We start from the raw sequence: 25625 nt of genomic DNA, 5'->3' as shown, positions 1-25625 counted from the left end.
CCGCGGTTGGCGTGCACCGAGGAGACGAGCACCACCGCTCCCCGCTCCGGCCCGTCTCCGCGACGGAGGCGACTCCCGTCGCGACCACGGCGGCGTCCACTCCGTCGACGGCGTCGACGGAGTGGAGGGGAGTGGCGGGCACTGCGGCCGCGGCGAGGCCTGCCGGGTCCTGCTCGATCTCACCCAACTCGTCCGGGTCGGTCAGCAGCCGGCGGTACAGCGCGCAGCGCTCGGTCAGCTCCTCGTGCGTGCCGACGTCCGCCAGCCGCCCTCCGTCCAGGACCGCGATCCTGTCCGCGAGGCCGAGCGTGGACTGCCGGTGCGCGATCAGGAGCGTGGTCCGCCCCGCCATGACGCTCCGCAGCGCCTCGTGGATCTCGTGCTCCACGTGGGCGTCGACGGCCGAAGTGGCGTCGTCGAGGAGCAGCAGCCTCGGATCGGTCAGTACGGCACGGGCGAGCGCGATGCGCTGCCGCTGGCCGCCGGAGAGGGTGAGGCCCTGCTCGCCGACCGTCGTGTCGTAGCCCTCGGGCAGTTCGTTGATGAAGCCGTCCGCCTGGGCGACGCGCGCCGCGGCCTCGACCTGCTCGTCGGTGGCGTCCGGAGCGCCGTAGGCGATGTTCTCGCGGATCGTGTCGGAGAAGAGAAAGCTGTTCTCGGGTACGAGCCCGATCGCCGAACGGAGCGATCCCAGGGTCAGCTCGCGCACGTCGTGCCCGCCGACCCGTACCGCCCCTCCGGTCACGTCGTAGTAGCGGGGAAGCAGGAGGGCCAGCGTGGACTTGCCGCTGCCGCTGGACCCGACCACCGCGACGGTCTCGCCGGGCTCCACCCGCAGGCTGAACCCGTCCAGGACACGGCGCTTCGCGGCGTCCTTGGCGCGGTCCTCGGCGTCCCCGTCCCCGTCCTCGCCCTCGCCCTCGCCCTCGCCCTCGCCCTCGCCCTCGACAGCGACTTCGCCCGGCTTCTCGTAGCCGAAGCCGACGCCGTCGAACTCCACTGACGCCTCGGCGTCGGCGGGCAACTCGTGCGCGTCAGGGCGCTCGTTCATCTGAGGCTCGGTGTCGATCAGTTCGTAGACCCGTTCGACACCCGCCCGCGCCTGCTGCCCGACGGTCAGCATCATGGCGAGCATCCGTACGGGCCCCACCAGCTGCGCGAGATAGGTGGAGAAGGCGACGAACGTGCCGAGCGTGATCTCGCCCTGCGTCGCCATCCACCCGCCCAGCGCCAGCATGCCGACCTGTCCGAGGGCGGGCACGGACTGGAGGGCGGGCGTGTAGCGGGCGTTGAGCCGCACCGTGCGCAGCCTGGCGGCGAACAGTTCGCGGCTGATGTCACGCAGCTTGCGCTGCTCCTGCTTCTCCTGCCCGAAGCCCTTCACCACGCGCACCCCGGTGACCGCTCCGTCGACGACGGACGCGACGACGCCGGCCTGCTGCTGCGCGTACCAGGTGGCTGGGAAGAGGCGGGTGCGGCTCAGGTTCGCGATCCACCACAGGGCGGGGAAGACGGCCAGCGACACGACGGTGAGCAGCGGGGAGAGCACGATCATCACCACGAGGGCGACGGCGAAGAGCAGCACGTTGCCGATCATCATGGGCAGCATGAACAGCAGGCTCTGCACCAGCTGAAGATCGCTCGTGCCCCGGCCGACGACCTGTCCGGTGGAGAGTTCGTCCTGGCTGCGACCGTCGAGCCGGATGATGGCGCGGTACATCTCCGTACGCAGATCGTGCTGTACGTCGAGGGCGAGGCGGCCGCCGTAGTAGCGACGGGCCCAGGTGAGCACGTAGACGACCAGGGCCGCGGCGATCAGCAGCCCGATCCACAGCACCATGCCGGACGCACCGCCGACCACGACGTCGTCGATGATCACCTTGGTGAGCAGCGGCACGAGCGCCATGACGCCCATGCCCGCGAGCGAGGCGCCGACCGCCACCACCACGGCACTCTTGTAGCGCCAGCAGTAGCCCGCCAGCCGCCGCGCCCAGCCCTCTGGTTCGCCCGCAGCTTCCGTGCCCTCTTGTGCGCTCGCCGCTTCCGTCCCCGTCAACGTCACCCTGCGTCCCTCGCTCTCCGTCCCCCGCTGTGCTCCGCACCGGGTGTGCCCGGGCGGAGCCGAGAGATCGCCCCCACTGCTGCTGCCGAAGCATCCAACGTCCTGGCGTGCGGAATTCATCCCCACGTGACGCGACCGGCGCGAAGTCCGGACCTGAGACCTAGGTCCTGTCCGGAAATCCGTGCCCGCCGGAGCAGCCGGGCGCTTCGACGCCGGGCAGCTCGACACCGGGCAGGAACGGGGTGAATGTGCGGTGCTCTTCGCCGGCTGCACCCGGGACGGTCCGGCAGAGCGGGGGGCTCTGCCGGACCGTCCCGGAGGAGACGTCCATGGAATGCTGACAAGGAGGCACCCCCCACAGGGCCGGCCCTGTCGCCGTCATGTGACGCCCCCATCCCGCGGGACCGCACTGCGGAGTCTGTCGAGAATTTTCACGCAATGCACATCGACCGAACAGAATGAGTAACGTTGTGTATTAAACCAGACTCACACAGTTATCGCTTACCGTCTGTGACTGTCATCACACACACCGCTCCCACCAGCCACTATTCCGATCACCTGAAACGTGGAAATCAGTACGGTATGCAAGCAAGCGCATACACTCAGTTTCGAATACGGCTGGAAACAGCCCCACGTGCTTGTTTTCAACCGTCCCTTGCACCACTTCCGACCACAGCTGTCACTACAGCTTTCTCCGTCGTGGTCCCTGCTGCTGCTTCTACGGCGACTGCCGGTCCGACCGTCCTTCGGCGATCTGCCGGGCCATCACGGTCGTCAGTTCGTAAGCGGTGTGCGAGGCGGCCACCGAAGTGATCTCCGCCTGGTCGTAGGCCGGGGCGACCTCCACCAGGTCGGCGGAGACCAGACGGCAGCCGGCGAGACCGCGGATGATCTCCAGCAGCTCACGCGAGGTGAGGCCCCCGGCCTCCGGTGTGCCGGTGCCCGGCGCGTGCGCGGGGTCCAGGACGTCGATGTCCACCGAGATGTAGAGGGGGCGGTCCCCGATGCGCTGCCGGAGCTGGTCGGTCACCTCGTCCACCCCGCGGCGCATCACGTCCGCCGAGGTGACGATGCCGAAGCCCATCTTCGCGTCGTCGTCCAGGTCCTTCTTGCCGTAGAGAGGTCCGCGCGTGCCCACGTGCGAGACGGCGGAGGTGTCCAGCAGCCCCTCCTCGAACGCGCGGCGGAAGGGCGTGCCGTGCGTGTACGCGGCTCCGAAGTAGGTGTCCCAGGTGTCCAGATGGGCGTCGAAGTGAAGGAGCGCGACCGGCCCGTGCTTCCTGACCACCGAGCGCAGCAGCGGCAGGGCGATGGTGTGGTCCCCGCCCAGCGTCATCATCCGGGCGCCGCTGTCGAGGATCCCGTCCGCGGCCGCCTGGACGGTCTCCACGGCCTCGTCGATGTTGAACGGGTTCGCGGCGATGTCGCCCGCGTCCGCGACCTGCGCCATCGCGAAGGGGCTCGCGTCCTGCGCCGGGTTGTAGGGGCGCAGCAGCCGGGACGCCTCGCGGATGGCGTTCCCCCCGAAGCGGGCGCCGGGCCGGTAGGAGACGCCGGTGTCGAAGGGGACGCCCACGATCGCCACGTCCGTGCTGCCGCCGACCTCGTCCAGCCGGGGCAGCCGCGCGAACGTCGCCGGGCCCGCGTAGCGCGGGACCTTCGAGGAATCGACCGGTCCGAGGGGTTCGGTGCGCGGCGTGTGGGCCGACGGCTCGACTGACTGGCGCTGTTCGGGCTGCTCCGGGGTGCTCATGGGGCGAGCGTAGGCGCCGGGCGGGCAGCGCTCGTTGGACGTATCAGAGAGCGCACCGCCTTGTTTTGTCCGCCGCGTACAGGAGGTGCGCGAGGTGACGGTCCCGTGGCCGATCGCCCGTACCGCCGTCGGGCCCGGACGGTCACGGGTGACAATGGCCGCATGCCCATATTCGCCTCCGCCGTTCCGCCCACCAGATCCGAACTGATCGACCACCTGGTCCGGACCCGTATCGCGGGAGACGTGGCCACCCCTCGCGAGAACAACCTCTCCCACTACCGCAAGCTCGCCAACGGGGACCGGCACTACTGGCTCGGGCTGGAACTGGGCGACCGCTGGGCGGACGAGCAGGACGTCCTGGCGGTGATGGCGGAGCGCTGCGGAGTCGTCGACGACCCCGACCACCGCAGGGGTCAGGACACCATCGATCCCGAACTGACCGTCGGAGCACTGGACCGCGCGGCGGCGGAGCTGCGCAAGGCGGCGGAGGGCCGGCGGCGCGTGATGTTCGCGACCGGGCACCCCGGCGCGCTGCTCGACATGCACGGGGCGCTCGCCCGCGCACTCCGCGACGCCGGATGCGACATCGTCCGCGTGCCTCTGGGCACCTACGCGGACGAGGGCGTCGTGGCGCAGTTCGGCGGTGTCGCGGTGTACGAGCGGGGCGCGTCCCTGTGGCACACCCACTCCCCGGAACCGATGGCTCAGGTGCTGGCCGAGCTGCGTCGCGCCGACGAGGCCCTGCCGGATCTGGTGGTGGCCGACCACGGTTGGGCGGGCCGCGCCGGACAGCAGGGCATCGACACGGTCGGCTTCGCCGACTCCAACGACCCCGCTCTCTTCCTCGGCGAGTACGAGGACACCCTCTCCGTCACCGTCCCGCTCGACGACCACGTCACCGACCCCCGCTTCTACGAGCCGATGACGGCCTACCTGCTCTCCGCGGCCCAACTCTCCGCGGACTGACACCCACCGCACGAAATTCGTTTGCCGGCCTCCTGGGCCAGGCATAGCGTCGCGTCCATGTCCGCGACCTTCCAGGCGATCATCGGCGGCGCGCGCGCCGTCGCGCCGGGTGTGTCTCCCACGTCCTCCGGGATGTACGGGACCGCCGGCTGGGAGTGCTCCCAGCTCGGCATCCGCCCGCGCGACCGGCGCCCGGCCCTGGCCATCCGCTAGGCCCAGGACGCCCGAGGCGTTCCGGTTCACACGACGCCGCCCCGCATCCCGGTGCGGCGAGCTGATCCTTCGCGCGCCCTCATGATCTGACGATCCGTCCTGCGCATGCTCTCCCCCGCCGTGCTCACGCGCGGCCGCTGCCGCGCGCCGATGCGCTGCACTCGCGGGAGGTACGCCCCCGGACGGACAGGGCCTCCGGTGTTCCCGTCCATCCGGACAGGCCCGGCCGCGGTGTGCCCGTACGACAGCCGTACCCGGCGCGCCCGACTCCACGACGCGTCCGAGCGCCGCGCAGCCCGCCTGTCCTCACACACCAGAGGACTTCCGCGTGGCACGCCGACGCAAGACGCTCTCCCAGAACTTCCTGCACGACCCCTCTGTCGTACACCGCCTCGTACATCTCTCCGCGCTGCCCAAGGACCACCTGGTCGTCGAACCAGGTGCGGGACAAGGGGTGTTGACCCGTGTGCTCGCGACCGGCGGCCGCCGCGTCATCGCCTACGAACTCGACGCGGGGCTCGCCCGTCTGCTGGCGGGGCAGCTCGGCGACAGGCCCGGACTGCGTCTGGTCCAGGGCGACTTCCTGCGTGCGCCCGCACCTCAGGAGCCCTTCGCCGTCGTGGGCAACATCCCCTACTCCCGCACCACCGGCATCCTCCGCTGGTGCCTGGCCTCGCGGCACCTGACCTCCGCCACCGTGCTGACCCAGCTCGAGTACGCCCGCAAGCACACCGGCGGCTACGGACGCTGGCCGCTGCTGACCGTACGCACCTGGCCCGAGTTCGAGTGGCGGCAGCTCGGCCGCGTCGGCCGGACGTCGTTCACGCCCATTCCCCGCACCGACTCGGCGGTGCTGCGTCTCGAGCGTCGGGCCCGGCCTCTGCTGCCCGGCAGAGTGCTGCCCGCGTACCGGGAGTTCGTCGAGTACGGCTTCACCGGCGTGGGCGGGTCACTCGCGGCGACCCTCTCCCGGAGGCACCGGTCCGCGCGGGTGCGTGCGGTGTTCGGCCGGCTCGGCATCGGCACCTCACTGCCCGTGGGTCTGGTCGGTCCTGCCCAGTGGACGGCGCTGTTCGAGGAGTTGGGCACCGACGTCCCCCGGGCTTCCCGGTGAGTGCGGTGCAGAGGGGTGTGCACCGAGCGCTACTGGAGCGAGCGGGGCACCCGCACGACGCCCTCCTGGATCACCGAGACGGCCAGGCGCCCGTCGCGGGTGAAGATCCGGCCCTTGCCCAGCCCGCGCCCGCCCTGCGACGTGGGGCTGACCTGGTCGTAGAGGAGCCATTCGTCCGCGCGGAAGGGGCGGTGGAACCACATCGCGTGATCCAGGCTGGCGCCGACCACGTCGCCGACGGCCCAGCCGCCGCGACCGTGTGCCAGCAGCACCGAGTCGAGCAGGGTCATGTCCGAGACGTAGGTGGCGAGGCAGATGTGCAGCATCGGGTCGTCGAGCGTGCCGTCGAGCTTGCCGTTCGTACGGAACCAGACCTGCGAGCGCGGCTCGCGCGGCTCCCCGGCGCTGGCGAACGGAGGCTCGCGTACGTACCGCAGGTCCACGGCGGCGCGCGCCTTCATCAGGCGCTGCGGCACGTCCGAATCGCGGAAGAGCTCCGCGTACCGGGGCAGCATCTCCTCCGCCGTCGGCAGGGTCTCGGGGTCGGGAGCCTCCGGCATCGGCTCCTGGTGTTCGAGCCCTTCCTCATGGGTCTGGAACGAGCTGGAGAGGTGGAAGATCGGCTGCCCGTGCTGGACGGCGACCACGCGGCGCGTGGTGAAGGACCGTCCGTCGCGGATGCGGTCGACCGTGTAGACGATGGGTGCGCCCGGGTCGCCGGGCCGCAGGAAGTACGCGTGCAGGGAGTGCGGGAGACGCCCTTCGGGGACTGTGCGGCAGGCCGCGACGAGTGCCTGCGCGGCGACCTGCCCGCCGAACACCCGGGGGACGACGGCCGCACGGCTGCCGCCCCGGTAGATGTCCTGCTCGACCCGCTCGAGGTCGAGCAGGTCGAGCAGGGACGTCAGTTCATGGTTCATGCCGGCGATTGTGCATGCCGTGGGCTACCAGCGGTTACGGCGAAGATCACAATCCGGGGCGAAGCGGCACGAATCACATCGACCCGGTGCGCGATGCGACCCACGCCCGCTCAGAGCCCCATGGACTTGGCCACGATGGAACGCATGACCTCGCTGGTGCCGCCGTAGATCCGGGAGACGCGGGTGTCCGCGTACAGGTTGGCGATCGGGTACTCCAGCATGTAGCCGTAACCGCCGTGCAGCTGAAGGCACTTGTCGATGACCTTGGCGGCCAGCTCCGTGGTGAACAGCTTCGCCGAGGCGGCGTCGGCAGCGGTCAGCTCGTCGGCGTCCAGCGCCTCCAGGGCCCGGTCGCAGACGGCCTGCATGGCGTCGACGTCGGCCTTGCAGTCCGCCAGCACGAACTTGGTGTTCTGGAAGGAGGCGACCTCACGGCCGAAGACCGTGCGCTCCTTGACGTACTCGTGCGCGAACCGCACCGCCGCGGCCGACATCGCGTACGCCCCGATCGCGATCCCCAGGCGCTCCTGCGGCAGGTTGTGCGTGAGGTACGTGAACGCCTTGCCCTCCTCGCCGAGCAGGTCCTCGACGGGGACCTTGACGTCGGTGAAGGAGAGTTCGGCGGTGTCGGAGGCGCGCAGGCCGAGCTTGTCGAGCTTCCGTCCGACCGCGTAGCCCTCGCTCTTCGCGTCCACGACGAGGATGGAGATGCCGCCGCGCCGGTCGTCGGGGTCCACCGGAGCCGTACGGCAGCACACCAGTACACGGTCCGCCTGCACGCCGCCGGTGATGAAGGTCTTGGCGCCGTTGAGCACGTAGTGCGTGCCGTCCTCGGACAGCTTGGCAGTGGTCTTCATGCCGGCGAGGTCCGAGCCGGTGCCGGGCTCCGTCATCGCGATGGCGGTCATCATGTCGCCGGAGACGAAGGAGGGCAGCCAGCGCTGCTTCTGCTCCTCGGAGCCGTACTTGAGGATGTACGGAAGGCACAGCGCCGTGTGCACGCTGGAGCCGCCGAAGCTGACGCCGGCCCTCGCGCACTCCTCGGTGATCACGGCGTTGAACTTGAAGCTGTTCTCCCCGGCGCCGCCGTACTCCTCCGGGACCTCGATCCCGAAGACGCCCAGCTCACCGAGCTTCTTGTAGAAGTCCCTGGGAACGAAGCCCTCTTCGGCCCATTCCTGGTAGTGGGGGACGACCTCGGCCTGGATGAAATCCCGGATCGTCTGACGGAACGCCTCTTGGTCCTCGTCGAACACCGTGCGACGCACTGGCACGCCTCCCTCTGTCCCGCTGTTCTCGCGCGCCGTACCGCGTCGGTCCTACGGCCGTCCGACCGGCAGCTCAGAATTGGCTAAGCGCTTGCTCAGCCAACAAGCTACCCATGAGTCAGCTCGGCTGTCCAGAGTCGGCACCCGCACCCGTGCGCCCGGCCGCCTGAGAACGCCTGGGAACGTCTAAGACGGAGCCCGCCCGGCCGTCGGAGAAGTCGAAGAAGAAGGGGCCGCCGAAAGGGCTCCGCGCGCGAGCCGGTGGAGCAGGGCCGCGGTGGTCTCCCGGTCCGGGAGGGCTGACGAACCGCTGAGGTGCGGCGTGGAGTTGAGCAGCCCGAAGACCGTGTGCACGGCGACGCGGGCCTCCAGCTCGGTCAGCTCCGGATAGATCGCCTGGACGGCGTCGACCCACAGCTCCACGTACTGCCGCTGGAGCTTGCGCACCTGCTTGCGGTCGCTCTCGCGCAGCCGGTCCAGCTCGCGGTCGTGCAGCGTGATGAGCGAGCGGTCGTCCAGGGCGAAGTCGATGTGGCCCGCGATCAGGGCGTCCAGTGCGGCCTCCGGGGTGAGGCCGGCGGCGGCCGACTCCTCCACCCGCTTCCTCCCACCCTCGTGCAGCCGCTCACTGATGCCGACGAGGAGCTCGGCGAGCATCGCGTCCTTGCCGGCGAAGTGGCGGTAGAGACCGGGGCCGCTGATGCCGACGGCGGCCCCTATCTCGTCGACGCCGACACCGTGGAATCCGCGCTCGGCGAAGAGACGGGCAGCCTCCCGCAGGATCTGCTCGCGGCGGGTGGGGGCAGGCCCCGTCTGGGTGCTCATGGATCCATTCTAGACAGAGGCGTTAGCGAGCGTTAACCTGAAGAAGCCGGTTAATGGCCGTTAACCGTTCGATGAGCAGAGGGGCGAGGGGGCGCACGTGAGGGACGAGCAGCCGGCATCGGCGCCGGCGCTGGTGAGCACCATCGATCCGACGTCGGAGGCCTGCCGCACGAACGAGGCGGCCCACCGCAAGCTCGCCTCCCACCTGCGGGAGAAGCTGGCCACGGTCCGGCTCGGCGGCGGCGAACGCGCCCGCGCACGGCACACGGCGCGGGGCAAGCTCCTCCCGCGGGACCGCGTGGACACCCTGCTCGATCCCGGCTCCCCCTTCCTCGAGCTCGCGCCCCTCGCGGCGGACGGGCTGTACGGCGGGGCGGCTCCGGCGGCAGGCGTGATCGCCGGCGTCGGACGGGTCTCCGGGCGCGAGGTGGTCGTCGTCGCCAACGACGCCACGGTCAAGGGCGGCACGTACTACCCGATGACCGTGAAGAAGCACCTGCGCGCCCAGGAGGTCGCGCTGGAGAACCGCCTCCCCTGCATCTATCTCGTCGACTCCGGCGGCGCCTTCCTGCCCATGCAGGACGACGTCTTCCCGGACCGCGAGCACTTCGGCCGGATCTTCTACAACCAGGCACGGATGTCGGGTGCGGGCATTCCGCAGATCGCAGCGGTGCTGGGCTCGTGCACGGCGGGCGGCGCGTACGTCCCCGCCATGAGCGACGAGGCGGTGATCGTGCGCGAGCAGGGCACGATCTTCCTCGGCGGCCCGCCGCTGGTGAAGGCCGCCACCGGAGAGGTCGTCACCGCGGAGGAGCTGGGCGGCGGAGACGTCCACAGCAAGGTCTCCGGTGTGACGGACCACCTCGCCGAGGACGACGCACACGCCCTGCGCATCGTGCGGCACATCGCGAGCACCCTTCCCGAGCGCGGTCCCCTCCCCTGGACGGTGCGGCCCTCCGAGCCGCCCGCCGTCGACCCCGCCGGGCTCTACGGCGCGGTCCCGGTCGACTCACGCACCCCGTACGACGTGCGTGAAGTGATCGCACGCGTGGTGGACGGCTCCCGGTTCCAGGAGTTCAAGGCCGAGTTCGGCACGACGCTCGTCACCGGCTTCGCCCGGATCCACGGCCACCCGGTCGGCATCGTGGCGAACAACGGCATCCTCTTCTCCGAATCGGCCCAGAAGGGCGCCCACTTCATCGAGCTGTGCGACCAGCGCGGCATCCCCCTGCTCTTCCTTCAGAACATCTCCGGCTTCATGGTCGGCCGTGACTACGAGGCGGGCGGCATCGCCAAGCACGGCGCGAAGATGGTGACGGCCGTCGCGTGCACGAGGGTGCCGAAGCTGACCGTCGTCATCGGCGGTTCGTACGGCGCGGGCAACTACTCGATGTGCGGCCGCGCCTACAGCCCCCGCTTCCTGTGGATGTGGCCGAACTCCAAGATCTCTGTGATGGGCGGCGAGCAGGCCTCGGCCGTCCTCGCGACCGTCAAGCGCGACCAGTTGGAGGCGCGCGGCGAGGAGTGGAGCGCCGAGGACGAGGCGGAGTTCCGAGCCCCGGTGCGCGCGCAGTACGAGGAGCAGGGCAACGCCTACTACGCGACGGCCAGGCTCTGGGACGACGGAGTGATCGACCCGCTGGAGACCAGGACGGTGCTGGGTCTGGCGCTCACCGCCTGCGCCAACGCACCGCTGCCGGCGAAGGATTCCGCGGATCCCGCCTTCGGCGTCTTCCGGATGTGAGGGGACTGGACTGTGACCATGTTCGACACCGTGCTGGTGGCCAACCGCGGCGAGATCGCCGTACGGGTGATCCGCACCCTGCGGGAGCTGGGCATCACCTCCGTTGCCGTCCACAGTGACGCCGACGCCGACGCACGTCACGTACGCGAGGCGGACACCGCCGTGCGCATCGGCCCGGCCGCAGCCGCCGAGAGCTATCTCTCGGCCGAGCGGCTGCTGGAGGCGGCTGCGCGCAGCGGCGCGCAGGCCGTCCACCCGGGATACGGGTTCCTCGCGGAGAACGCCGCCTTCGCAAAGGCCTGTTCGGACGCGGGCCTGGTCTTCGTCGGCCCGCCCGCGCAGGCCATCGAGCTGATGGGCGACAAGATCCGCGCCAAGGAGACGGTGCGGGCCGCCGGTGTCCCCGTCGTCCCGGGCTCCTCCGGCTGGGGGCTCAGCGACGCCGAACTGGCCGCGTCCGCGCGGGAGATCGGCATGCCGGTCCTTCTGAAGCCCTCCGCGGGCGGTGGCGGAAAGGGCATGCGGCTCGTGCGCGACGAGGCCGTCCTGGCGGACGAGATCGCGGCGGCCCGGCGCGAGGCCCTCGGATCCTTCGGCGACGACACCCTGCTCGTGGAGCGCTGGATCGACAGCCCGCGCCACATCGAGATCCAGGTCCTCGCCGACGGTCACGGCAACGTCGTGCACCTGGGCGAGCGGGAGTGCTCGCTCCAGCGCAGGCACCAGAAGATCGTGGAAGAGGCGCCGAGCCCGCTCCTGGACGAGCCGACGCGTGAGGCGATGGGCAGGGCGGCGGTGGAGGCCGCCCGCTCCTGCGGGTACCGCGGCGCGGGCACGGTCGAGTTCATCGTCCCCGGCGGCGCTCCCTCCTCCCAGGAGGACGGCTCGCGCCCGTACTACTTCATGGAGATGAACACCCGTCTCCAGGTCGAGCACCCCGTCACCGAGCTGATCACCGGTGTGGATCTCGTCGAGTGGCAGCTGCGTGTGGCCGCCGGAGAACCGCTGCCGTTCGACCAGTCCGGCATCACCCTGACGGGGCACGCGATCGAGGCGCGCATCTGCGCGGAGACGGCCCGGCCTTCTCCCGACGGCGGCCGCGTGGACTTCCTTCCCTCCGCGGGCACGGTGCTCCTGCTCGACGAGCCGGGCAGCCAGGGCCACCGCCAGCTTGCGAAGAGCGGTGGCGAGAGCCGGGGCGTGCGCACGGACTCGGGCCTCCTTCCGGGCACCGAAGTCGGTACGACCTACGACCCGATGCTCGCCAAGGTCATCGCACACGGCCCGGACCGGCCCACGGCGCTGCGCAAGCTGCGCGCGGCCCTCGCCGCGACGACGGTGCTCGGCGTGGAGACCAACACCGGTTTCCTGAGGCGTCTGCTGGCGCACCCCGATGTGGCCGCCGGCAATCTCGACACCGGCCTCGTCGACCGTGATGCGGCGTCCCTGGTGCCGCACGGCGTGCCCGACGAGGTGTACGGCGCCGCCGCGTTGCTGCGCCAGGCCGCGCTCGAGCCCGACAGGGGCGTGGCCGCCGCCGGGGCTTCGAACGCCGGGTGGACCGACCCCTTCTCCGTGCCCTCGGGCTGGCGCCTCGGCGGTGAATCCGCCTGGACGGTGCACCACTTGCGCGTTCCCGGCCACGAGCCGGTCGCGGTCCGCGTCCGTGCGCATCCCGAAGGGGAGGACCCTCGGGACGTACTGGTCCGCATCGGTGACGGCGAGGCGCACAGCGCCCGGCTCGGCGACGGCGGCGGGGCGGGGCGGGTGCGGCTCGTGTGGGAGGGCGTCACCGTCCAGCTCACCCATGCCCGTTCGGGCGCCTCCCCCACCGGAGGCGCACCGGGCGCGGGTCACTGGCTCGGCCGTGACGGCGACAACTGGCACGTACAGGACCACGACCCGGTCGCCGCGGCTCTCCGCGGCGGTGCCGGAGCGCACGGAGCGGACGCTCTGACGGCGCCCATGCCGGGGACGGTCACCGTCGTCAAGGCGGCAGCCGGGGAGAAGGTCACCGCGGGACAGAGCCTGCTGGTCGTCGAGGCGATGAAGATGGAGCACGTCATCACCGCCCCCTACGACGGGACCGTCACCGAGCTGGACGTCACGGCGGGCAGCACCGTCGCCATGGACCAGGTGCTCGCCGTCGTGGAGCCCCACGGCAGCGACCCCGGGGAAGCGAAGGAGGCGGAGGCATGATCGAGGGTCTGCCCATGCGGTTCCCTGCCGACGGGCTGCCGTCGCAGGTGCGCGTCTACGAGGTCGCCCCCCGGGACGGCTTGCAGAACGAGCAGGCGACGGTCCCCGTCGAGGTGAAGTCCGAGTTCATCCACCGGCTTCGTCAGGCAGGCCTGGAGACCATCGAGGCCACGAGCTTCGTGCACCCCAAGTGGGTGCCCCAACTCGCCGACGCCGAGGCGCTCATGCCGCTGCTCGGCGACCTTCCCGCAGATCTGCGGCTGCCCGTCCTCGTACCCAATTCCCGCGGCCTGGACCGGGCGGTGGCCCACGGCTGCCGCGACATCGCCGTCTTCGCCAGCGCCACCGAATCCTTCGCCAAGGCCAACCTCAACCGCACGCTGGACGAGTCGCTGGCGATGTTCGAGCCGGTGGTCACCCGCGCCAAGGCGGAGGGGCAGTGGGTCCGCGGCTACGTCTCCATGTGCTTCGGGGACCCGTGGGAGGGGGCCGTCGCGCCCTCCCAGGTCGTGCGGGTCTGCCGGGCCCTGCTGGAGATGGGCTGCGACGAGCTGAGCCTGGGCGACACGATCGGCGTGGCCACACCAGGTCATGTCAGCGCCCTCCTCGGCGAGTTGGACGAGGCGGGCGTGCCGGTCGGCCGTCTCGCGGTCCACTTCCACGACACCTACGGCCAGGCCCTGTCCAACACGCTCACCGCTCTCCGGCACGGCGTCACGACGGTCGACGCCTCCGCGGGCGGCCTCGGCGGCTGCCCGTACGCGAAGAGCGCCACCGGAAACCTCGCGACGGAAGACCTCGTCTGGATGCTGCAGGGCCTGGGCATCGAGACCGGGGTCGACCTCTCCCGCCTGACGGCCACAAGCGGCTGGATGGCGGACCGGCTGGGCCGCCCCAGCCCTTCCCGCACCGTGCGCGCGCTCACCGGCGCCGACGCCGCTCAGGGCTCCCACCAGCACTCCCACAAGGAGCAGTGACCACCATGTCTCTCGACCACCGCCTCTCCTCCGAACACGAGGAACTCCGCCGCACCGTCGAGGAGTTCGCGCAGAAGACCGTCGCGCCGAAGATCGGCGAGTTCTACGAGCGGCACGAGTTCCCGTACGAGATCGTGCGCCAGATGGGCGAGATGGGCCTGTTCGGGCTGCCCTTCCCCGAGGAGTACGGCGGCATGGGCGGCGACTACCTCGCGCTCTGCATCGCGCTGGAGGAGCTGGCCCGCGTCGACTCCTCCGTGGCCATCACCCTGGAGGCGGGAGTCTCCCTCGGCGCGATGCCGATCTTCCGCTTCGGCACCGAGGAGCAGAAGCGCGAGTGGCTGCCCCGGCTGTGCTCCGGCGAGATGCTGGGCGCCTTCGGTCTGACGGAGCCCGAGTGCGGCTCGGACGCGGGCGGCACCCGTACGACCGCCGTGCTGGACGAGCAGACCGGCGAGTGGGTCATCAACGGCTCGAAGTGCTTCATCACCAACTCCGGTACGGACATCACCGGTCTGGTCACGGTCACCGCCGTCACGGGCCGCAAGGAGAACGGCGCACCGTTGATCTCGACGATCATCGTGCCGTCCGGCACCCCCGGATTCACGGTCGCCGCTCCGTACTCGAAGGTCGGCTGGAACGCCTCCGACACCCGCGAGCTCTCCTTCTCCGACGTGCGCGTCCCCGCGGAGAACCTGCTCGGTGAAGAGGGCCGCGGCTACGCCCAGTTCCTGCGCATCCTCGACGAGGGCCGGATCGCGATCTCGGCCCTGGCCACCGGGCTCGCCCAGGGCTGCGTCGACGAGTCCCTCACCTACGCCAACACCCGTAAGGCGTTCGGCAAGCCGATCGGCGCCAACCAGGCCATCCAGTTCAAGCTGGCCGACATGGAGATGCGGGCGCACACCGCGCGCGTCACCTGGCGCGACGCCGCCTCCCGTCTGACTCTCGGCGAGCCCTTCAAGAAGCAGGCGGCGCTGGCGAAGCTGTACTCCTCGGAGATCGCGGTGACCAACGCCCGGGAAGCCACCCAGATCCACGGCGGCTACGGCTTCATGAACGAGTACCCGGTGGCACGCATGTGGCGGGACTCCAAGATCCTCGAGATCGGCGAGGGCACGAGCGAGGTCCAGCGGATGCTGGTGGCCAGGGAGCTCGGCGTCGGATAATCGCCGTATGGCGGAAATAATCCAGCGCACCGGCACCTGGACCTTCGACGGGGAGACCGTCCGCATCGTGCCTGCGACGGACAAGCACGTGCATCCGCTGCGCAAGTCACTGGGCGAGGTCGCCGTGCCGCTCAGGGCAGTGTCGTCGGTCGCGTACGAGCCCGGGCGGAAGGGCGGCCGGCTTCGGCTTCGCCTGAGGGAAGGAGCCGACCCGCTCGCCCAAGTGGCGAGCGGGCGGCTGCCGGACGCCTCGGATCCCTACCAACTGCCGGTGGAGCGGGACCGCGAGGGCGTGGCCGAGTACCTGGTGGAGGAGCTCCGCCGCGCACTGCTGCTGGATGAGGTCCCGGACACGCCCTGCGACCGCTTCCTGCTGCCTGGTCCCGCCGTTCCGCTGTCGGCGGGCGGCACCGACGGAGCCGTCTCCTTCGACGGTGAGCGCGTCCAGCTCAAGTGGAACTGGATGGCGTCGGAGAGCAAATCGCATGCGGGTGCACGCGAATTCACCCTGGCCGAGCTGGACGGGGTGGAATGGACGCCCGCGCTGGGATGGGAGAACGGCTCGCTGCGCTTCATCCCGAAGGGCAGGCACCCTGTCCTCAAGCCGGAGCACGACCCCAACTGCCTGATGTTGTGGGGCATTCGGCAGGCCCGCGAGACGGGTGGCTCGGTGTTGCTCGCCGCAGCGGTGACGGCAAGGCTGCCGCACCCCGCAGCGGCACACTCCTCGCGAGGACGCACTGACGAGGCCGCCCTCTCCCTCGACAAGGGCAAGGAGGCCTCCGACGGCGCGGCCGGCGCCGGGGCGGCCTCCGACCACGACGGACTGCTCCGGCGGCTGCGCGAGCTCGGCGAGCTGCACCGCGAAGGCGTCCTCACCGACGAGGAGTTCGCCACCGCCAAGAAAGCGGTCATCGGCCGCTTCTGAGCCGGTCCGGCCCCGGAGCACCGGAGCCGGACCGCGCCGTCGATCCCGGACTCAGCCGGGGATCAGCCGCCCTCGCCCGGCCACGGCACCTGGGGCGAGCGCCAGTAGTCGATGCCCGAGTGCTCCCAGCGCGGCCCCTGTTGTGCGAGCCGCACCCGGTACTTCTCCCAGCCGAGCTTCGATGCGGGCGACCACCCGAGCTCCGCGATGCCCGGCAGCCGCGGGAAGGCCATGAACTCGATGTGCCGGCTGTTCTCCAGCGTCTCCGACCACAGCGGCGCCTCGACGCCGAACACGGCGTCCTCCGGCGCGCCCTTGATGTATTTGCCGGGGTCCCAGTCGTAGGACTGCTGAGCCTCGACGTAGCCCGCCCAGTGCAGCCCGAGCGGAGTGTCCTCGTTGTACTGCATGTCGAGGTAGGCGCGGTTGGCCGGCGAGAGGATCAGCCGGGTCCCCTTCTTCGCCGCCTCCACGACCTCGGGCTCGTCCTCGGCGCCGCTCGTCCCCCAGTACTGCGCGACCGCGCCCTTCGCGGGCTTCGCACCGGTGAGCTGATGCCACCCGATCACGGTCTTGCCGTACTTCGCGACGGTCTTCTGCGCCCGCTCCATGAAGGCGACGTAGTCCTCGTGGCTCGTCGAGTGCGCCTCGTCGCCGCCGATGTGCAGGTAGCGGCCCGGCGTCATGGCGGCCAGCTCACGCACCACGTCGTCCACGAAGTCGTAGGTCACCTCGAGCGGTACGCACAGCGAGCTGAAGCCGACCTCCGTGCCGGTGTAGCGGGGCGGCGCGACGCCGTCGCAGTTCAGCTTCGCGTAGGAGGCCAGGGCGGCGTTGGTGTGTCCGGGCATGTCGATCTCGGGGACGACGGTCAGTTTCCGGTCGCCGGCGTAGCGCAGGATCTCCCGGTAGTCGGCCTTGCTGTAGTGGCCACCGGGCCCGCCGCCGACCTCCGTGCCGCCGCCGTAGGAGGCCAGCCTCGGCCAGGAGTCGATGGCGATGCGCCAGCCCTGGTCGTCGGAGAGATGCAGATGGAGCTTGTTGACCTTGTAGAGGGCGAGCTGGTCGATGTACCGCTTGACCTCCTCGACGCTGAAGAAGTGCCGGGAGACGTCGAGCATCGCGCCGCGGTAGGCGTAGCGCGGCCTGTCGGTGATGGTGCCGCCCGCGATCTGCCACGGCCCGGGCTGCTCCTCGGACGACTCCACGCCGGCGGGCAGCAGTTGACGGAGCGTCTGGACTCCGTGGAAGAGGCCCGTGCCCGTGGGCGCGCTGATCACCGCTGCCCGGTCGGAGACCTCGAGCCGGTAACCCTCGTCTCCCAGCGCCCTGTTGCCGGACTCGCCGTCCACCAGCCTCAGTTGGATGCCGTCGCGGCCGGCCTTGGTGGTGACGGGCAGCCGGTGGCCGGTGGACGGCCGCAGCAGCGCGGCGAGCGTCCCCCCGATCCGCCGGGCCTCCTGAGACCCGTGCGTCACCCGGATCACGGTCCGCTCACCGATGGTGAACGGGGCACCGCCCGGCCGTACGGACTCGGGTGCCGGGATCACCTGGTCCAGTGGCCTCGGCTCGCGTTCCTCGTCCACAGGTGGTGCCTCCCTCGCGCTGAGCGTGCCCGGCGGGTCCGCCGGTTCGGCGGCCGCGGCGGTGGTGAATGAGCCGGGCAGGGCGGCGGCGAGGAGGGCGGCGCAGAGCAGCAGCGGCCGGAGTGGTCTCACGAGCGATCCCTTCGATGGGGCTTCGTTCATGGGGGCGCACGCAGAGCGGCTGCATGGCCGTGGCATGTGCGTGGAGCGACGGAACGGTCACACTCGTATCGCGACCCCCGGGAACGGTCAAGGTGTAGACCACTCATCGGGCGCATCGACACCGGAGCGCGACGGCAGTGAGTGACCATGAATTCACCGTCCGTCATATATCGACACGCTTGCCCGATACCGGGCAGATTTCTTGCGTTACCCACCCCGAGCCTTCAATATCAAAGGGTGCTCGAAGTCCGTACGCCGGTCCACGACGACCTCATCGACCACCTGGTCCGCACGACGCCGCTCCAGCGCGGCGAAGCGGCCCGGATCGTCCTGGACGTCCTGGCGTACTTCGACGAGAGGACCGAGGAGTTCGTGCGCCGCAGGCATCGCGAGCTGCAGTCCAGGGGGCTCACCAACACGGAGATCTTCGCCCGGATCTCGTCGGAGCTGCCGCGCCGCGCGGTAGCGCCCCCTGACCTCTCACTGCGGCAGCTGCGCCGGCTCGTCTACGGATGACCGCACGCGGAGCACGGCCGACAGCCGACAGCTGAAGCCGGCGAACGAAGGACCGCTCGAACACCACTCGGGCACACAACAGCACCGAACGCCACCACCAAGTGGACATCGTCGAGGGAGAGGCAGCACCCAACATGTGCGGAATCGTGGGATATATCGGCCAGCGTGAGGTCGCGCCACTCCTGCTCGAAGGACTGCAGCGGCTGGAGTACCGGGGTTACGACTCCGCGGGCATCGCCATCCACAGCAGCGGCTCCGGCAAGAGCGCGGGGCTGAAGACGGCCAAGACCAAGGGCCGTGTCCGCGACCTCGAGGAGCGCGTCCCCGCCCGTTTCGCGGGCACGACCGGCATCGCGCACACCCGCTGGGCCACCCACGGCGCCCCGAACGACGTCAACGCGCACCCCCACGTCGACCCCGACGAGAAGGTCGCCGTCGTCCACAACGGCATCATCGACAACGCCTCCGAGCTGCGCGCCAAGCTCACGGCCGACGGCGTCACCTTCGCCTCCGAGACCGATACCGAGGTGCTCACCCACCTCATCGCCCGCGCTCAGGACGAGCGCCTGGAGGGCAAGGTCCAGGAGGCCCTCCGCATGGTGGAGGGCACGTACGGAATCGCCGTGCTGCACGCCGACTTCCCCGACCGCATCGTCGTGGCCCGCAACGGCTCGCCGGTCGTGCTGGGCATCGGCGAGCACGAGATGTTCGTCGCCTCCGACGTCGCCGCCCTCGTCTCGCACACCCGCCAGGTCGTCACGCTGGACGACGGCGAGATGGCCACCATCAAGGCGGACGACTACCGCACCTACACCACCGAGGGCTCCCGCACCTCGACCTCGCCCGAGACCGTCGAATGGGCCGCCGAGTCCTACGACATGGGCGGCCACGACACGTACATGCACAAGGAGATCGCCGAGCAGGCCGACGCGGTCGACCGCGTGCTGCGCGGGCGCATCGACGAGCGCTTCGCCACGGTCCACCTCGGCGGGCTGAATCTCGACGCGCGCGAGGCGCGCCGGATGCGCCGCGTGAAGATCCTCGGCTGCGGCTCGGCGTACCACGCGGGCATGATCGGCGCCCAGATGATCGAGGAGCTGGCCCGCGTCCCCGCCGACGCGGAGCCGGCCAGCGAGTTCCGCTACCGCAACGCGGTCGTCGACCCCGACACGCTCTACATCGCGGTCAGCCAGTCCGGCGAGACCTACGACACCCTCGCGGCGGTGCAGGAGCTCAAGCGCAAGGGCGCCCGCGTGCTGGGCGTGGTCAACGTCGTCGGCTCCGCCATCGCGCGTGAGACGGACGGCGGCGTGTACGTGCACGCCGGGCCCGAGGTCTGCGTCGTGTCCACCAAGTGCTTCACGAACACCGCCGTCGCGTTCGCGCTTCTCGCCCTGCACCTCGGCCGTATCCGCGACCTGTCCGTCGCCGACGGCAAGCGGATCATCGCCGGACTGCGGCGCCTCCCCGAGCAGATCGACGAGATCATGCGCGCCGAGGACGAGATCAAGAAGCTCGCGGCGGACTACGCGGAGGCCAAGAGCATGATGTTCGTGGGCCGTGTGCGCGGGTATCCCGTGGCCCGCGAGGCGTCGTTGAAGCTCAAGGAGGTCTCGTACATCCACGCCGAGGCCTACCCGGCCTCCGAGTTGAAGCACGGTCCGCTCGCGCTGATCGAGCCCGCGGTACCCACCGTCGCGATCCTCCCGAACGACGAACTGCTCGACAAGAACCGGGCGACGCTGGAGGAGATCAAGGCCCGCAGCGGCAAGATCCTCGCCGTGGCGCACCAGGAGCAGGAGAAGGCGGACCACACGATCGTGGTCCCGCGCAACGAGGTCGAGCTCGACCCGGTGCTGATGGGGATTCCGCTTCAACTGCTCGCGTACCACACGGCGTTGGCGCTGGGCCGTGACATCGACAAGCCGCGCAACCTGGCGAAGTCCGTCACGGTCGAGTAGTCGGATCCAGCCGGCCCCGAGGGCCGGGCAGCGGGCGGAATCCCGCGCGGGCCACCATCCACGCGGGATTCCGCCTCCCCTGCACCGGCGTCGCCCATAACGCCGGCAGGTTGCCGCCCCGCGGGACCGTCACCTCCCGCGCGACAGCACGCCGTTTGTTTGTTCGGGCGTCCGTGCCACCTATATGCCCCTCACAAGCTCACAATCCACCTGTCGGAGTGAGAAGATTTATCGCTGGACAACAGCGAACTCACCCCACGGAAAAGGGCAATTGGACAGCCGTGAGGCCGGGGAACGTTACGGGATCACCACGACCGGGCGCTCCGCCCGACGTGCGAGGCGTCCCGCCACGGAGCCGAAGATCCGCCCCGCCAGGCCGTGCGTCGAGCCGACGACGATGGCGTCCGCCTCGTACTCGTGCCCGACCTCTTCGAGTTCGTGACAGATGTCACCGCCGCGCTCCACGAGGATCCAGGGCACCTCGGAAAGGTGTTCCGCACAGGCCAGTTCGAACCCCAGCACCTCGGTGCGGTGATCGGGAACATCGACGAAGACGGGCGGCTCGCAGCCGGCCCACACCGTCGTCGGCAGCCGGTTCGCCACATGCACGATGATCAGGCCCGAACCGGACCGGTAGGCCATGCCGATCGCGTACGCGAGCGCCCGCTCGCTCGACATGGAGCCGTCGAAGCCCACCACGACGCCGTGCTGGAACGCGGGGTCGCATGAGTGGCGTGCGTCTTCCACCGCTTCATCAGGAATCGCGGTCGGATCTGCGACCTGCTTGCGGTCCGCGGGTTCGGGGATCTCGTGTCCGGCCATCGGTGTCTCGGCGAAGGGAGTCCTCTGTGCGGAGGGAGCGGCGGTTGGCGGTGATCTTGCGTACGGCGAGTCGAGTGCTCGACTCCCCGGGGGTCCTGACGGCGGCGGCCGGAATACGGCCAAGGCCTTTCCTGCCCCTTACCCGTAAGGGTACGACCAGACTCCACCCTTGCCCAGGGGCGTCGGGAGGCACCGGTCGTCGCAGGCTGACCCCGGAGCATGCCTGAGCGAGAGCCATCACGCAACGCCCCGCCATGCCCCTTACGCCACCCCTCACCGAGGTCGACGGAACGTGCCCGGCGGAACACTTTCAGTTACCACGCGCACGCCACAGCGTTATCAGTAGGTGCTATCACCCACCAGCCGCCCGGGCGGAGGCCGACGCCGACTCCCCGCCACCTCCGCACACCTCGGCACCCGTACGGATCCAGCCACCGAACCGGACCCCTACGACATGCCGGAACCCGAAGCGGACGCCGCCACGCGTGCCTCCGCCGCGGGAGCCAAGGTCGTCCGGTGGGGCGCGTTCAGCTGCGCGCTCGTCCCCTGCACCCTGCTGACGTGCGGTTACCCGGCAGGAGCCGCGCTGGGCACGGCAGTTGGGCTCACCGCCGTGACGGCCGCCTGCCGTATGCTGCTGCGTCAGTCCGAGCGCGCGTACATCCAGCAGACGTACGCCCGGCTCTCCATCGACCGGCCCGGTCCGCACCGCGGCCGGCACAGCCGGACGGGCACCGGTCTGCACCGCGGCGGGCGGCGCCCCGGCGCCCCTGACCAGCCGTAAGGCCGACTTCGAACCGCCGTAGGCCAGTTCGTGGGGGGCTACGCTCGCAAGGTGTCCGGATCCCATATGCGAGCCCTGCTTTTTTCGGCCAATTTTGTTACGAGCCATGGCCGTTGGCGCGACAACTCCCCAACCCCTCGCCACCTGCACGGAAAGGACCGACCGGCACGTGTGGCTCATACGGCGGCGGGGCAGGGACGGCATGCGCACTTCCCAGTGGCGTCACCGAATGGAACGCTTCGTGATCGAACGCTTCACGCCAAGTTGCCTTGTCGACATAGCACCGGGTGTCGAAGTTGTCCCGGTGACATCGTTCGACACAGTAGATTCGATCTTGGCTGTCGCCGCGGGGGAAGCGTGCAGGACCGAGAGGACGCGACGATTGAGGGGGGCTGACTTCCGGTGAGCGTTCCAAAGAGCCATCAGGACTCGACGAACGGCCCGGCGAACACCCGCAAACTGGCCGCACGGCGGCGCCGCGAGATCGTGGCGGTGCTGCTCTTCAGCGGTGGACCCATCTTCGAGAGCTCCATACCGCTCTCCGTGTTCGGCATCGACCGCCAGGACGCCGGGGTCCCCCGTTACCGGCTGCTGGTGTGTGCGGGGGAAGACGGGCCGCTGCGTACGACCGGCGGGCTGCAACTGAGCGCTCCCTACGGGCTCGACGCCCTGTCCCGCGCGGGCACCGTCGTCGTTCCCGCGTGGCGTTCCATCACGCAGCCACCGCCGGCCGCGGCCCTGGAGGCTCTGCGCCGGGCACACGAAGAAGGGGCACGGCTCGTCGGGCTGTGCACGGGAGCCTTCGTACTGGCCGCAGCGGGACTGCTGGACGGGCGCCCCGCGACGACCCACTGGATGTACGCGCCGACGCTTGCCAAGCGCTACCCGTCCGTCCACGTCGACCCGCGTGAACTCTTCGTGGACGACGGCGACATCCTCACCTCCGCCGGCACCGCTGCGGGCATCGACCTGTGCCTGCACGTCGTGCGCAACGACCACGGGGCGGAGGCGGCAGGCGCCCTCGCCCGGCGCCTGGTCGTACCTCCGCGCCGCGGGGCCGGAGCAGAGACCGGCGGCCATCCACGACATCTGGACCGCTCCTTACCAGAGGAGATCGGTGCGGACCCGCTCGCCGAAGTCGTGGCGTGGGCCCTGGAGCACCTGCACGAACAGTTCGACGTGGAAACGCTGGCAGCACGCGCGTACATGTCGCGGAGGACCTTCGACCGGCGATTCCGTTCGCTGACGGGCAGCGCGCCGCTGCAGTGGCTGATCACCCAGCGGGTGCTCCAGGCACAGCGGCTGCTGGAGACGTCCGACTACTCGGTGGACGAGGTCGCGGGGCGCTGCGGCTTCCGTTCGCCTGTGGCCCTTCGCGGTCACTTCAGACGTCAGCTGGGCTCCTCGCCGGCCGCTTACCGTGCTGCCTACCGGGTGCGCCGTCCGGAGGGCGGCAACCCGAACGCGGGCGGATTCAGTGAGGGCGCATACACGGAGGATCCCGGCGTATCGGGTGACACGGGCAACGCCGGCGGTGCCGGCATGCTCAGCGGCGGCCACGAGCACGGGCTGGTCTCCGCGACCGGCTCCTACGCACCACGTGACCTCCGCGACGCGCGTCATCACCGCGAGCACCGTTCGGAGGCGGCAGAAGCGGGGAAACCGGAATCAGATGCCTGGGCGGCGAGGGTCCCGGGACAACGAGGCCGCGGCTGAGGGGTGTCGACGTAGGGTGAAGCTCATGAATGACCGCATGGTGTGGATCGACTGCGAGATGACGGGGCTCTCGTTGTCCGACGACGCGCTCGTCGAAGTGGCCGCTCTGGTCACCGATTCTGAGCTGAACGTACTCGGCGAGGGCGTGGATGTCGTGATCCGTCCTCCGGCACGGGCGGTCGCCTCGATGCCGGAGGTCGTCCGTGAGATGCACACGGCCTCCGGCCTGCTGGACGAACTCGACGACGGCACGACGCTCGCCGACGCGGAAGCGCAGGTTCTGGCGTACGTGAAGGAGCACGCACCGGAAGCCGGCCGGGCCCCGCTCTGCGGCAACTCGGTCGGCACCGACCGCGGCTTCCTCGCCCGCGACATGAAGGACCTGGAGAGCCACCTGCACTACCGCATCGTCGACGTCTCCTCGATCAAGGAGCTGGCCCGCCGCTGGTACCCGCGCGCGTACTTCAACAGCCCGCCGAAGAACGGCAACCACCGCGCTCTCGCCGACATCCGCGAGTCGATCGCGGAGCTGCGCTACTACCGCGAGTCGCTCTTCGTCCCCGCCCCCGGGCCGGACTCCGACACCGCGAAGAAGGTCGCGGCGAAGCACGTGGTGCCGCCCGCCTCATGAGGGGTTCCGGCGGGGCACCGGCCCGGCCGTAACCCGTGCGCACGCACCCCGGCCGACCCTGTACACTCTTTCACGGCCGGTAGGAAGAGCGCCGGTCGTGGTGGATGTAGCTCAGGTGGTAGAGCACCTGGTTGTGGTCCAGGATGTCGCGGGTTCAAGTCCCGTCATTCACCCTCGCTGTTCAAGGCCCTCACCTCGGGAAACCGGGTGGGGGCCTTGTTCGTGCCGTCTGCGGCGCGCTTGCAGGGCGGCGACCCGGTCCGTACGCGCGTATCCGGCGGCACCCACCTGTACTCGCCTGTACCTGCCGTCCGGCGCGGCTGCGCCGCCCGTCCCGGAACGCCCGTACGCCGGCGAGGCTGCCCCTCCTCCCGGACGGGCCCTGCGATCCGGGCAGCGCCGTACTACAACCGGCAAGCGCTCTCATAGGTCTTGAGTTCACCGACAACCGGGAGCACGCACGACACCGACAACCGATCGAACACCACCCGCCACTCGCCCCCGAGGCAGACCATGCGCCGTAACGGAAAGATCATCGCAGTCATCGTCGGGCTGATCATCGCAGTCGCCTCCGCGTATCTGATCGTCACCGTCGCCGGGCTGCTCTGAACGACCCGCCACCGCGCCGCAAGCAGCGTTGCCGCTGCCCAACCACCGCCCGCCGAGCGGAGATTCAGGGCGCTGCCGCACCCGAGGTGTACGAGCCCGTGATCGCGGGACGGCCCGGGATGCACCTCTGGGCGCGGAGGCATCGGCCCCGCCCACTGCCGTGACCGCCACCGGCGGACGGACACACCACGACAGGCACGAACGACCGGCGGACGCGGGCCGCGCCTACCTCTGCGCATCTGGGCGCCGCCCGCGGCGTGGGCCACGGCCGTCCGGGAGCGATCCACCGGCAGACGCCGGGGGTCCGGGCCCGCAGCTCCGTACGGCCGCGCGGGTGAGCGGCTTCGCCGTTGGCACAGTGCCGCCCGCGCTGGGGATGCGGGGCCGCTGACGTGGACCGAGCCTGGGGGGACCGGACCGCGGTCTGCACAGGCCCAGGGCCCAGGGAGAGGACTCGATACGCATGGAAGGTCCCAACGATCCACACGGCCCCCAGGATCCGGGTGGTCCCTACGGCTCACACGGATCGCACGGTCCCTCCGGCTCCTCAGGTCAGGACGGCCCGTTCGGGCCCTTCGAGCCGATGACCAGCGGGTACGGCCCGTCGAGGCCGTACCCGGACCCGCACGACGGCTCACAGGGCTACGTTCCGGAGAAGCACACCAACGGCTTCGACCACGAGCGCCCGCCCGGGCGGCGC

General features: G+C 70.4%; 20 protein-coding genes, 1 tRNA gene and 1 pseudogene. 15 read left to right on the top strand and 7 right to left on the bottom strand.

Annotated features, from left to right (window positions below; translation table 11 throughout):
* Positions 1–2056: ABC transporter ATP-binding protein (locus H5J26_RS12525; RefSeq protein ID WP_235980660.1), on the bottom strand; the 2056-nt coding region annotated here is incomplete at its 3' end.
* Between the two features lie 724 nt (positions 2057–2780).
* Entirely contained in the window at positions 2781–3815 is a 1035-nt protein-coding gene (gene speB, locus H5J26_RS12520; protein WP_181765889.1) for an agmatinase, read from the bottom strand.
* Positions 3816–3977: 162 nt separating this feature from the next.
* Here speB and H5J26_RS12515 point away from each other — a divergent pair, with 162 nt between their 5' ends.
* The 3 genes from H5J26_RS12515 (at position 3978) to erm (ending at position 6108) form a co-directional block, all read left to right on the top strand.
* A complete protein-coding gene (locus H5J26_RS12515) occupies positions 3978–4781 on the top strand; it encodes a phosphatase (RefSeq protein ID WP_181765888.1) in 804 nt (267 codons plus the stop codon).
* A 57-nt stretch (positions 4782–4838) separates the two neighbouring features.
* Positions 4839–4994: a hypothetical protein gene (locus H5J26_RS12510; protein WP_181765887.1), complete on the top strand. Its 156-nt coding sequence runs from the start codon at positions 4839–4841 to the stop codon at positions 4992–4994.
* Between the two features lie 328 nt (positions 4995–5322).
* Entirely contained in the window at positions 5323–6108 is a 786-nt protein-coding gene (gene erm, locus H5J26_RS12505) for an ErmE/ErmH/ErmO/ErmR family 23S rRNA (adenine(2058)-N(6))-methyltransferase (RefSeq protein WP_181765886.1), read from the top strand.
* Positions 6109–6137: 29 nt separating this feature from the next.
* Here the strand turns inward: erm and tesB are convergent, their stop codons facing one another.
* The 3 genes from tesB to H5J26_RS12490 all read right to left on the bottom strand — a co-directional run bounded on the left by tesB (position 6138) and on the right by H5J26_RS12490 (position 9121).
* Positions 6138–7028, bottom strand: a complete 891-nt coding sequence (tesB, locus tag H5J26_RS12500; protein WP_181765885.1) for an acyl-CoA thioesterase II — start codon at positions 7026–7028, stop codon at positions 6138–6140.
* A gap of 110 nt (positions 7029–7138) precedes the next feature.
* Positions 7139–8296 (bottom strand): acyl-CoA dehydrogenase family protein, encoded by a 1158-nt coding sequence (locus H5J26_RS12495; RefSeq protein ID WP_181765884.1) that lies wholly within the window; start codon positions 8294–8296, stop codon positions 7139–7141.
* A gap of 186 nt (positions 8297–8482) precedes the next feature.
* Entirely contained in the window at positions 8483–9121 is a 639-nt protein-coding gene (locus H5J26_RS12490; RefSeq protein ID WP_181765883.1) for a TetR/AcrR family transcriptional regulator, read from the bottom strand.
* A 97-nt stretch (positions 9122–9218) separates the two neighbouring features.
* On the opposite strand from H5J26_RS12490, the gene H5J26_RS12485 reads away from it, so the two are divergent.
* The 5 genes from H5J26_RS12485 to H5J26_RS12465 are packed head-to-tail and all read left to right on the top strand — an operon-like array spanning position 9219 to position 16138.
* Positions 9219–10865 carry a carboxyl transferase domain-containing protein gene (locus H5J26_RS12485; RefSeq protein ID WP_181765882.1) on the top strand — a complete coding sequence of 549 codons (1647 nt, stop codon included), beginning with the start codon at positions 9219–9221 and terminating at the stop codon, positions 10863–10865.
* An 18-nt stretch (positions 10866–10883) separates the two neighbouring features.
* Positions 10884–13064: an acetyl/propionyl/methylcrotonyl-CoA carboxylase subunit alpha gene (locus tag H5J26_RS12480; RefSeq protein WP_181765881.1), complete on the top strand. Its 2181-nt coding sequence runs from the start codon at positions 10884–10886 to the stop codon at positions 13062–13064.
* A complete protein-coding gene (locus tag H5J26_RS12475; protein WP_181765880.1) occupies positions 13061–14041 on the top strand; it encodes a hydroxymethylglutaryl-CoA lyase in 981 nt (326 codons plus the stop codon). Before H5J26_RS12480 ends, H5J26_RS12475 begins: the two co-directional genes overlap by 4 nt.
* Positions 14042–14046: 5 nt before the next feature.
* On the top strand, positions 14047–15210 hold the full coding sequence (locus H5J26_RS12470; protein WP_181765879.1) for an acyl-CoA dehydrogenase family protein: 1164 nt from the start codon (positions 14047–14049) through the stop codon (positions 15208–15210).
* Positions 15211–15217: 7 nt separating this feature from the next.
* Positions 15218–16138 carry a DUF4429 domain-containing protein gene (locus H5J26_RS12465; RefSeq protein WP_181765878.1) on the top strand — a complete coding sequence of 307 codons (921 nt, stop codon included), beginning with the start codon at positions 15218–15220 and terminating at the stop codon, positions 16136–16138.
* 62 nt (positions 16139–16200) lie between these two features.
* Here H5J26_RS12465 and H5J26_RS12460 read toward each other — a convergent pair whose 3' ends face one another.
* The gene (locus H5J26_RS12460; protein WP_181765877.1) at positions 16201–17886 is read right to left on the bottom strand and encodes a beta-N-acetylhexosaminidase; all 1686 of its coding nucleotides are present in this window, start codon (positions 17884–17886) and stop codon (positions 16201–16203) included.
* Positions 17887–18123: 237 nt separating this feature from the next.
* Here H5J26_RS12460 and H5J26_RS12455 point away from each other — a divergent pair, with 237 nt between their 5' ends.
* On the top strand, positions 18124–18402 hold the full coding sequence (locus H5J26_RS12455; RefSeq protein WP_181765876.1) for a hypothetical protein: 279 nt from the start codon (positions 18124–18126) through the stop codon (positions 18400–18402).
* Between the two features lie 134 nt (positions 18403–18536).
* Positions 18537–20363, top strand: coding sequence for a glutamine--fructose-6-phosphate transaminase (isomerizing) (glmS, locus tag H5J26_RS12450; protein WP_181765875.1), 1827 nt, complete (start codon positions 18537–18539; stop codon positions 20361–20363).
* A gap of 297 nt (positions 20364–20660) precedes the next feature.
* On the opposite strand, the gene H5J26_RS12445 is transcribed toward glmS, so the two are convergent.
* The gene (locus H5J26_RS12445; RefSeq protein ID WP_181765874.1) at positions 20661–21185 is read right to left on the bottom strand and encodes a universal stress protein; all 525 of its coding nucleotides are present in this window, start codon (positions 21183–21185) and stop codon (positions 20661–20663) included.
* Positions 21186–21531: 346 nt separating this feature from the next.
* Between H5J26_RS12445 and H5J26_RS12440 the strand changes: the two genes are divergently transcribed.
* The 5 genes and pseudogenes from H5J26_RS12440 to H5J26_RS31000 all read left to right on the top strand — a co-directional run.
* Positions 21532–21969, top strand: coding sequence for a hypothetical protein (locus H5J26_RS12440; RefSeq protein WP_309237887.1), 438 nt, complete (start codon positions 21532–21534; stop codon positions 21967–21969).
* 402 nt (positions 21970–22371) lie between these two features.
* A complete protein-coding gene (locus H5J26_RS12435) occupies positions 22372–23685 on the top strand; it encodes a helix-turn-helix domain-containing protein (RefSeq protein WP_181765873.1) in 1314 nt (437 codons plus the stop codon).
* A 25-nt stretch (positions 23686–23710) separates the two neighbouring features.
* Entirely contained in the window at positions 23711–24316 is a 606-nt protein-coding gene (gene orn, locus H5J26_RS12430) for an oligoribonuclease (protein ID WP_181765872.1), read from the top strand.
* Between the two features lie 100 nt (positions 24317–24416).
* Positions 24417–24489: transfer RNA gene (locus tag H5J26_RS12425), tRNA-His, on the top strand.
* An 899-nt stretch (positions 24490–25388) separates the two neighbouring features.
* Positions 25389–25625 (top strand): annotated as a pseudogene (locus H5J26_RS31000) (hypothetical protein); the annotation flags it as partial.

Origin of the sequence: Streptomyces albidus (ex Kaewkla and Franco 2022), from assembly GCF_013870515.1 — a bacterium.
Classification (GTDB): Bacteria; Actinomycetota; Actinomycetes; order Streptomycetales; family Streptomycetaceae; genus Streptomyces; species Streptomyces albidus.
Note: the sequence above shows the minus strand (reverse complement) of the source record. Positions and strands in the feature narration are given on the sequence as shown.

Bases quoted from the DNA above. Each gene is read 5' to 3' on its own strand.
- speB (WP_181765889.1), bottom strand. From the start codon at position 3,815: ATGAGCACCCCGGAGCAGCCCGAACAGCGCCAGTCAGTCGAGCCGTCG.
- H5J26_RS12515 (WP_181765888.1), top strand. From the start codon at position 3,978: ATGCCCATATTCGCCTCCGCCGTTCCGCCCACCAGATCCGAACTGATC.
- H5J26_RS12510 (WP_181765887.1), top strand. From the start codon at position 4,839: ATGTCCGCGACCTTCCAGGCGATCATCGGCGGCGCGCGCGCCGTCGCG.
- tesB (WP_181765885.1), bottom strand. From the start codon at position 7,028: ATGAACCATGAACTGACGTCCCTGCTCGACCTGCTCGACCTCGAGCGG.
- H5J26_RS12490 (WP_181765883.1), bottom strand. From the start codon at position 9,121: ATGAGCACCCAGACGGGGCCTGCCCCCACCCGCCGCGAGCAGATCCTG.
- H5J26_RS12480 (WP_181765881.1), top strand. From the start codon at position 10,884: ATGTTCGACACCGTGCTGGTGGCCAACCGCGGCGAGATCGCCGTACGG.
- H5J26_RS12475 (WP_181765880.1), top strand. From the start codon at position 13,061: ATGATCGAGGGTCTGCCCATGCGGTTCCCTGCCGACGGGCTGCCGTCG.
- H5J26_RS12470 (WP_181765879.1), top strand. From the start codon at position 14,047: ATGTCTCTCGACCACCGCCTCTCCTCCGAACACGAGGAACTCCGCCGC.
- H5J26_RS12465 (WP_181765878.1), top strand. From the start codon at position 15,218: ATGGCGGAAATAATCCAGCGCACCGGCACCTGGACCTTCGACGGGGAG.
- H5J26_RS12460 (WP_181765877.1), bottom strand. From the start codon at position 17,886: ATGAACGAAGCCCCATCGAAGGGATCGCTCGTGAGACCACTCCGGCCG.
- glmS (WP_181765875.1), top strand. From the start codon at position 18,537: ATGTGCGGAATCGTGGGATATATCGGCCAGCGTGAGGTCGCGCCACTC.
- H5J26_RS12445 (WP_181765874.1), bottom strand. From the start codon at position 21,185: ATGGCCGGACACGAGATCCCCGAACCCGCGGACCGCAAGCAGGTCGCA.
- orn (WP_181765872.1), top strand. From the start codon at position 23,711: ATGAATGACCGCATGGTGTGGATCGACTGCGAGATGACGGGGCTCTCG.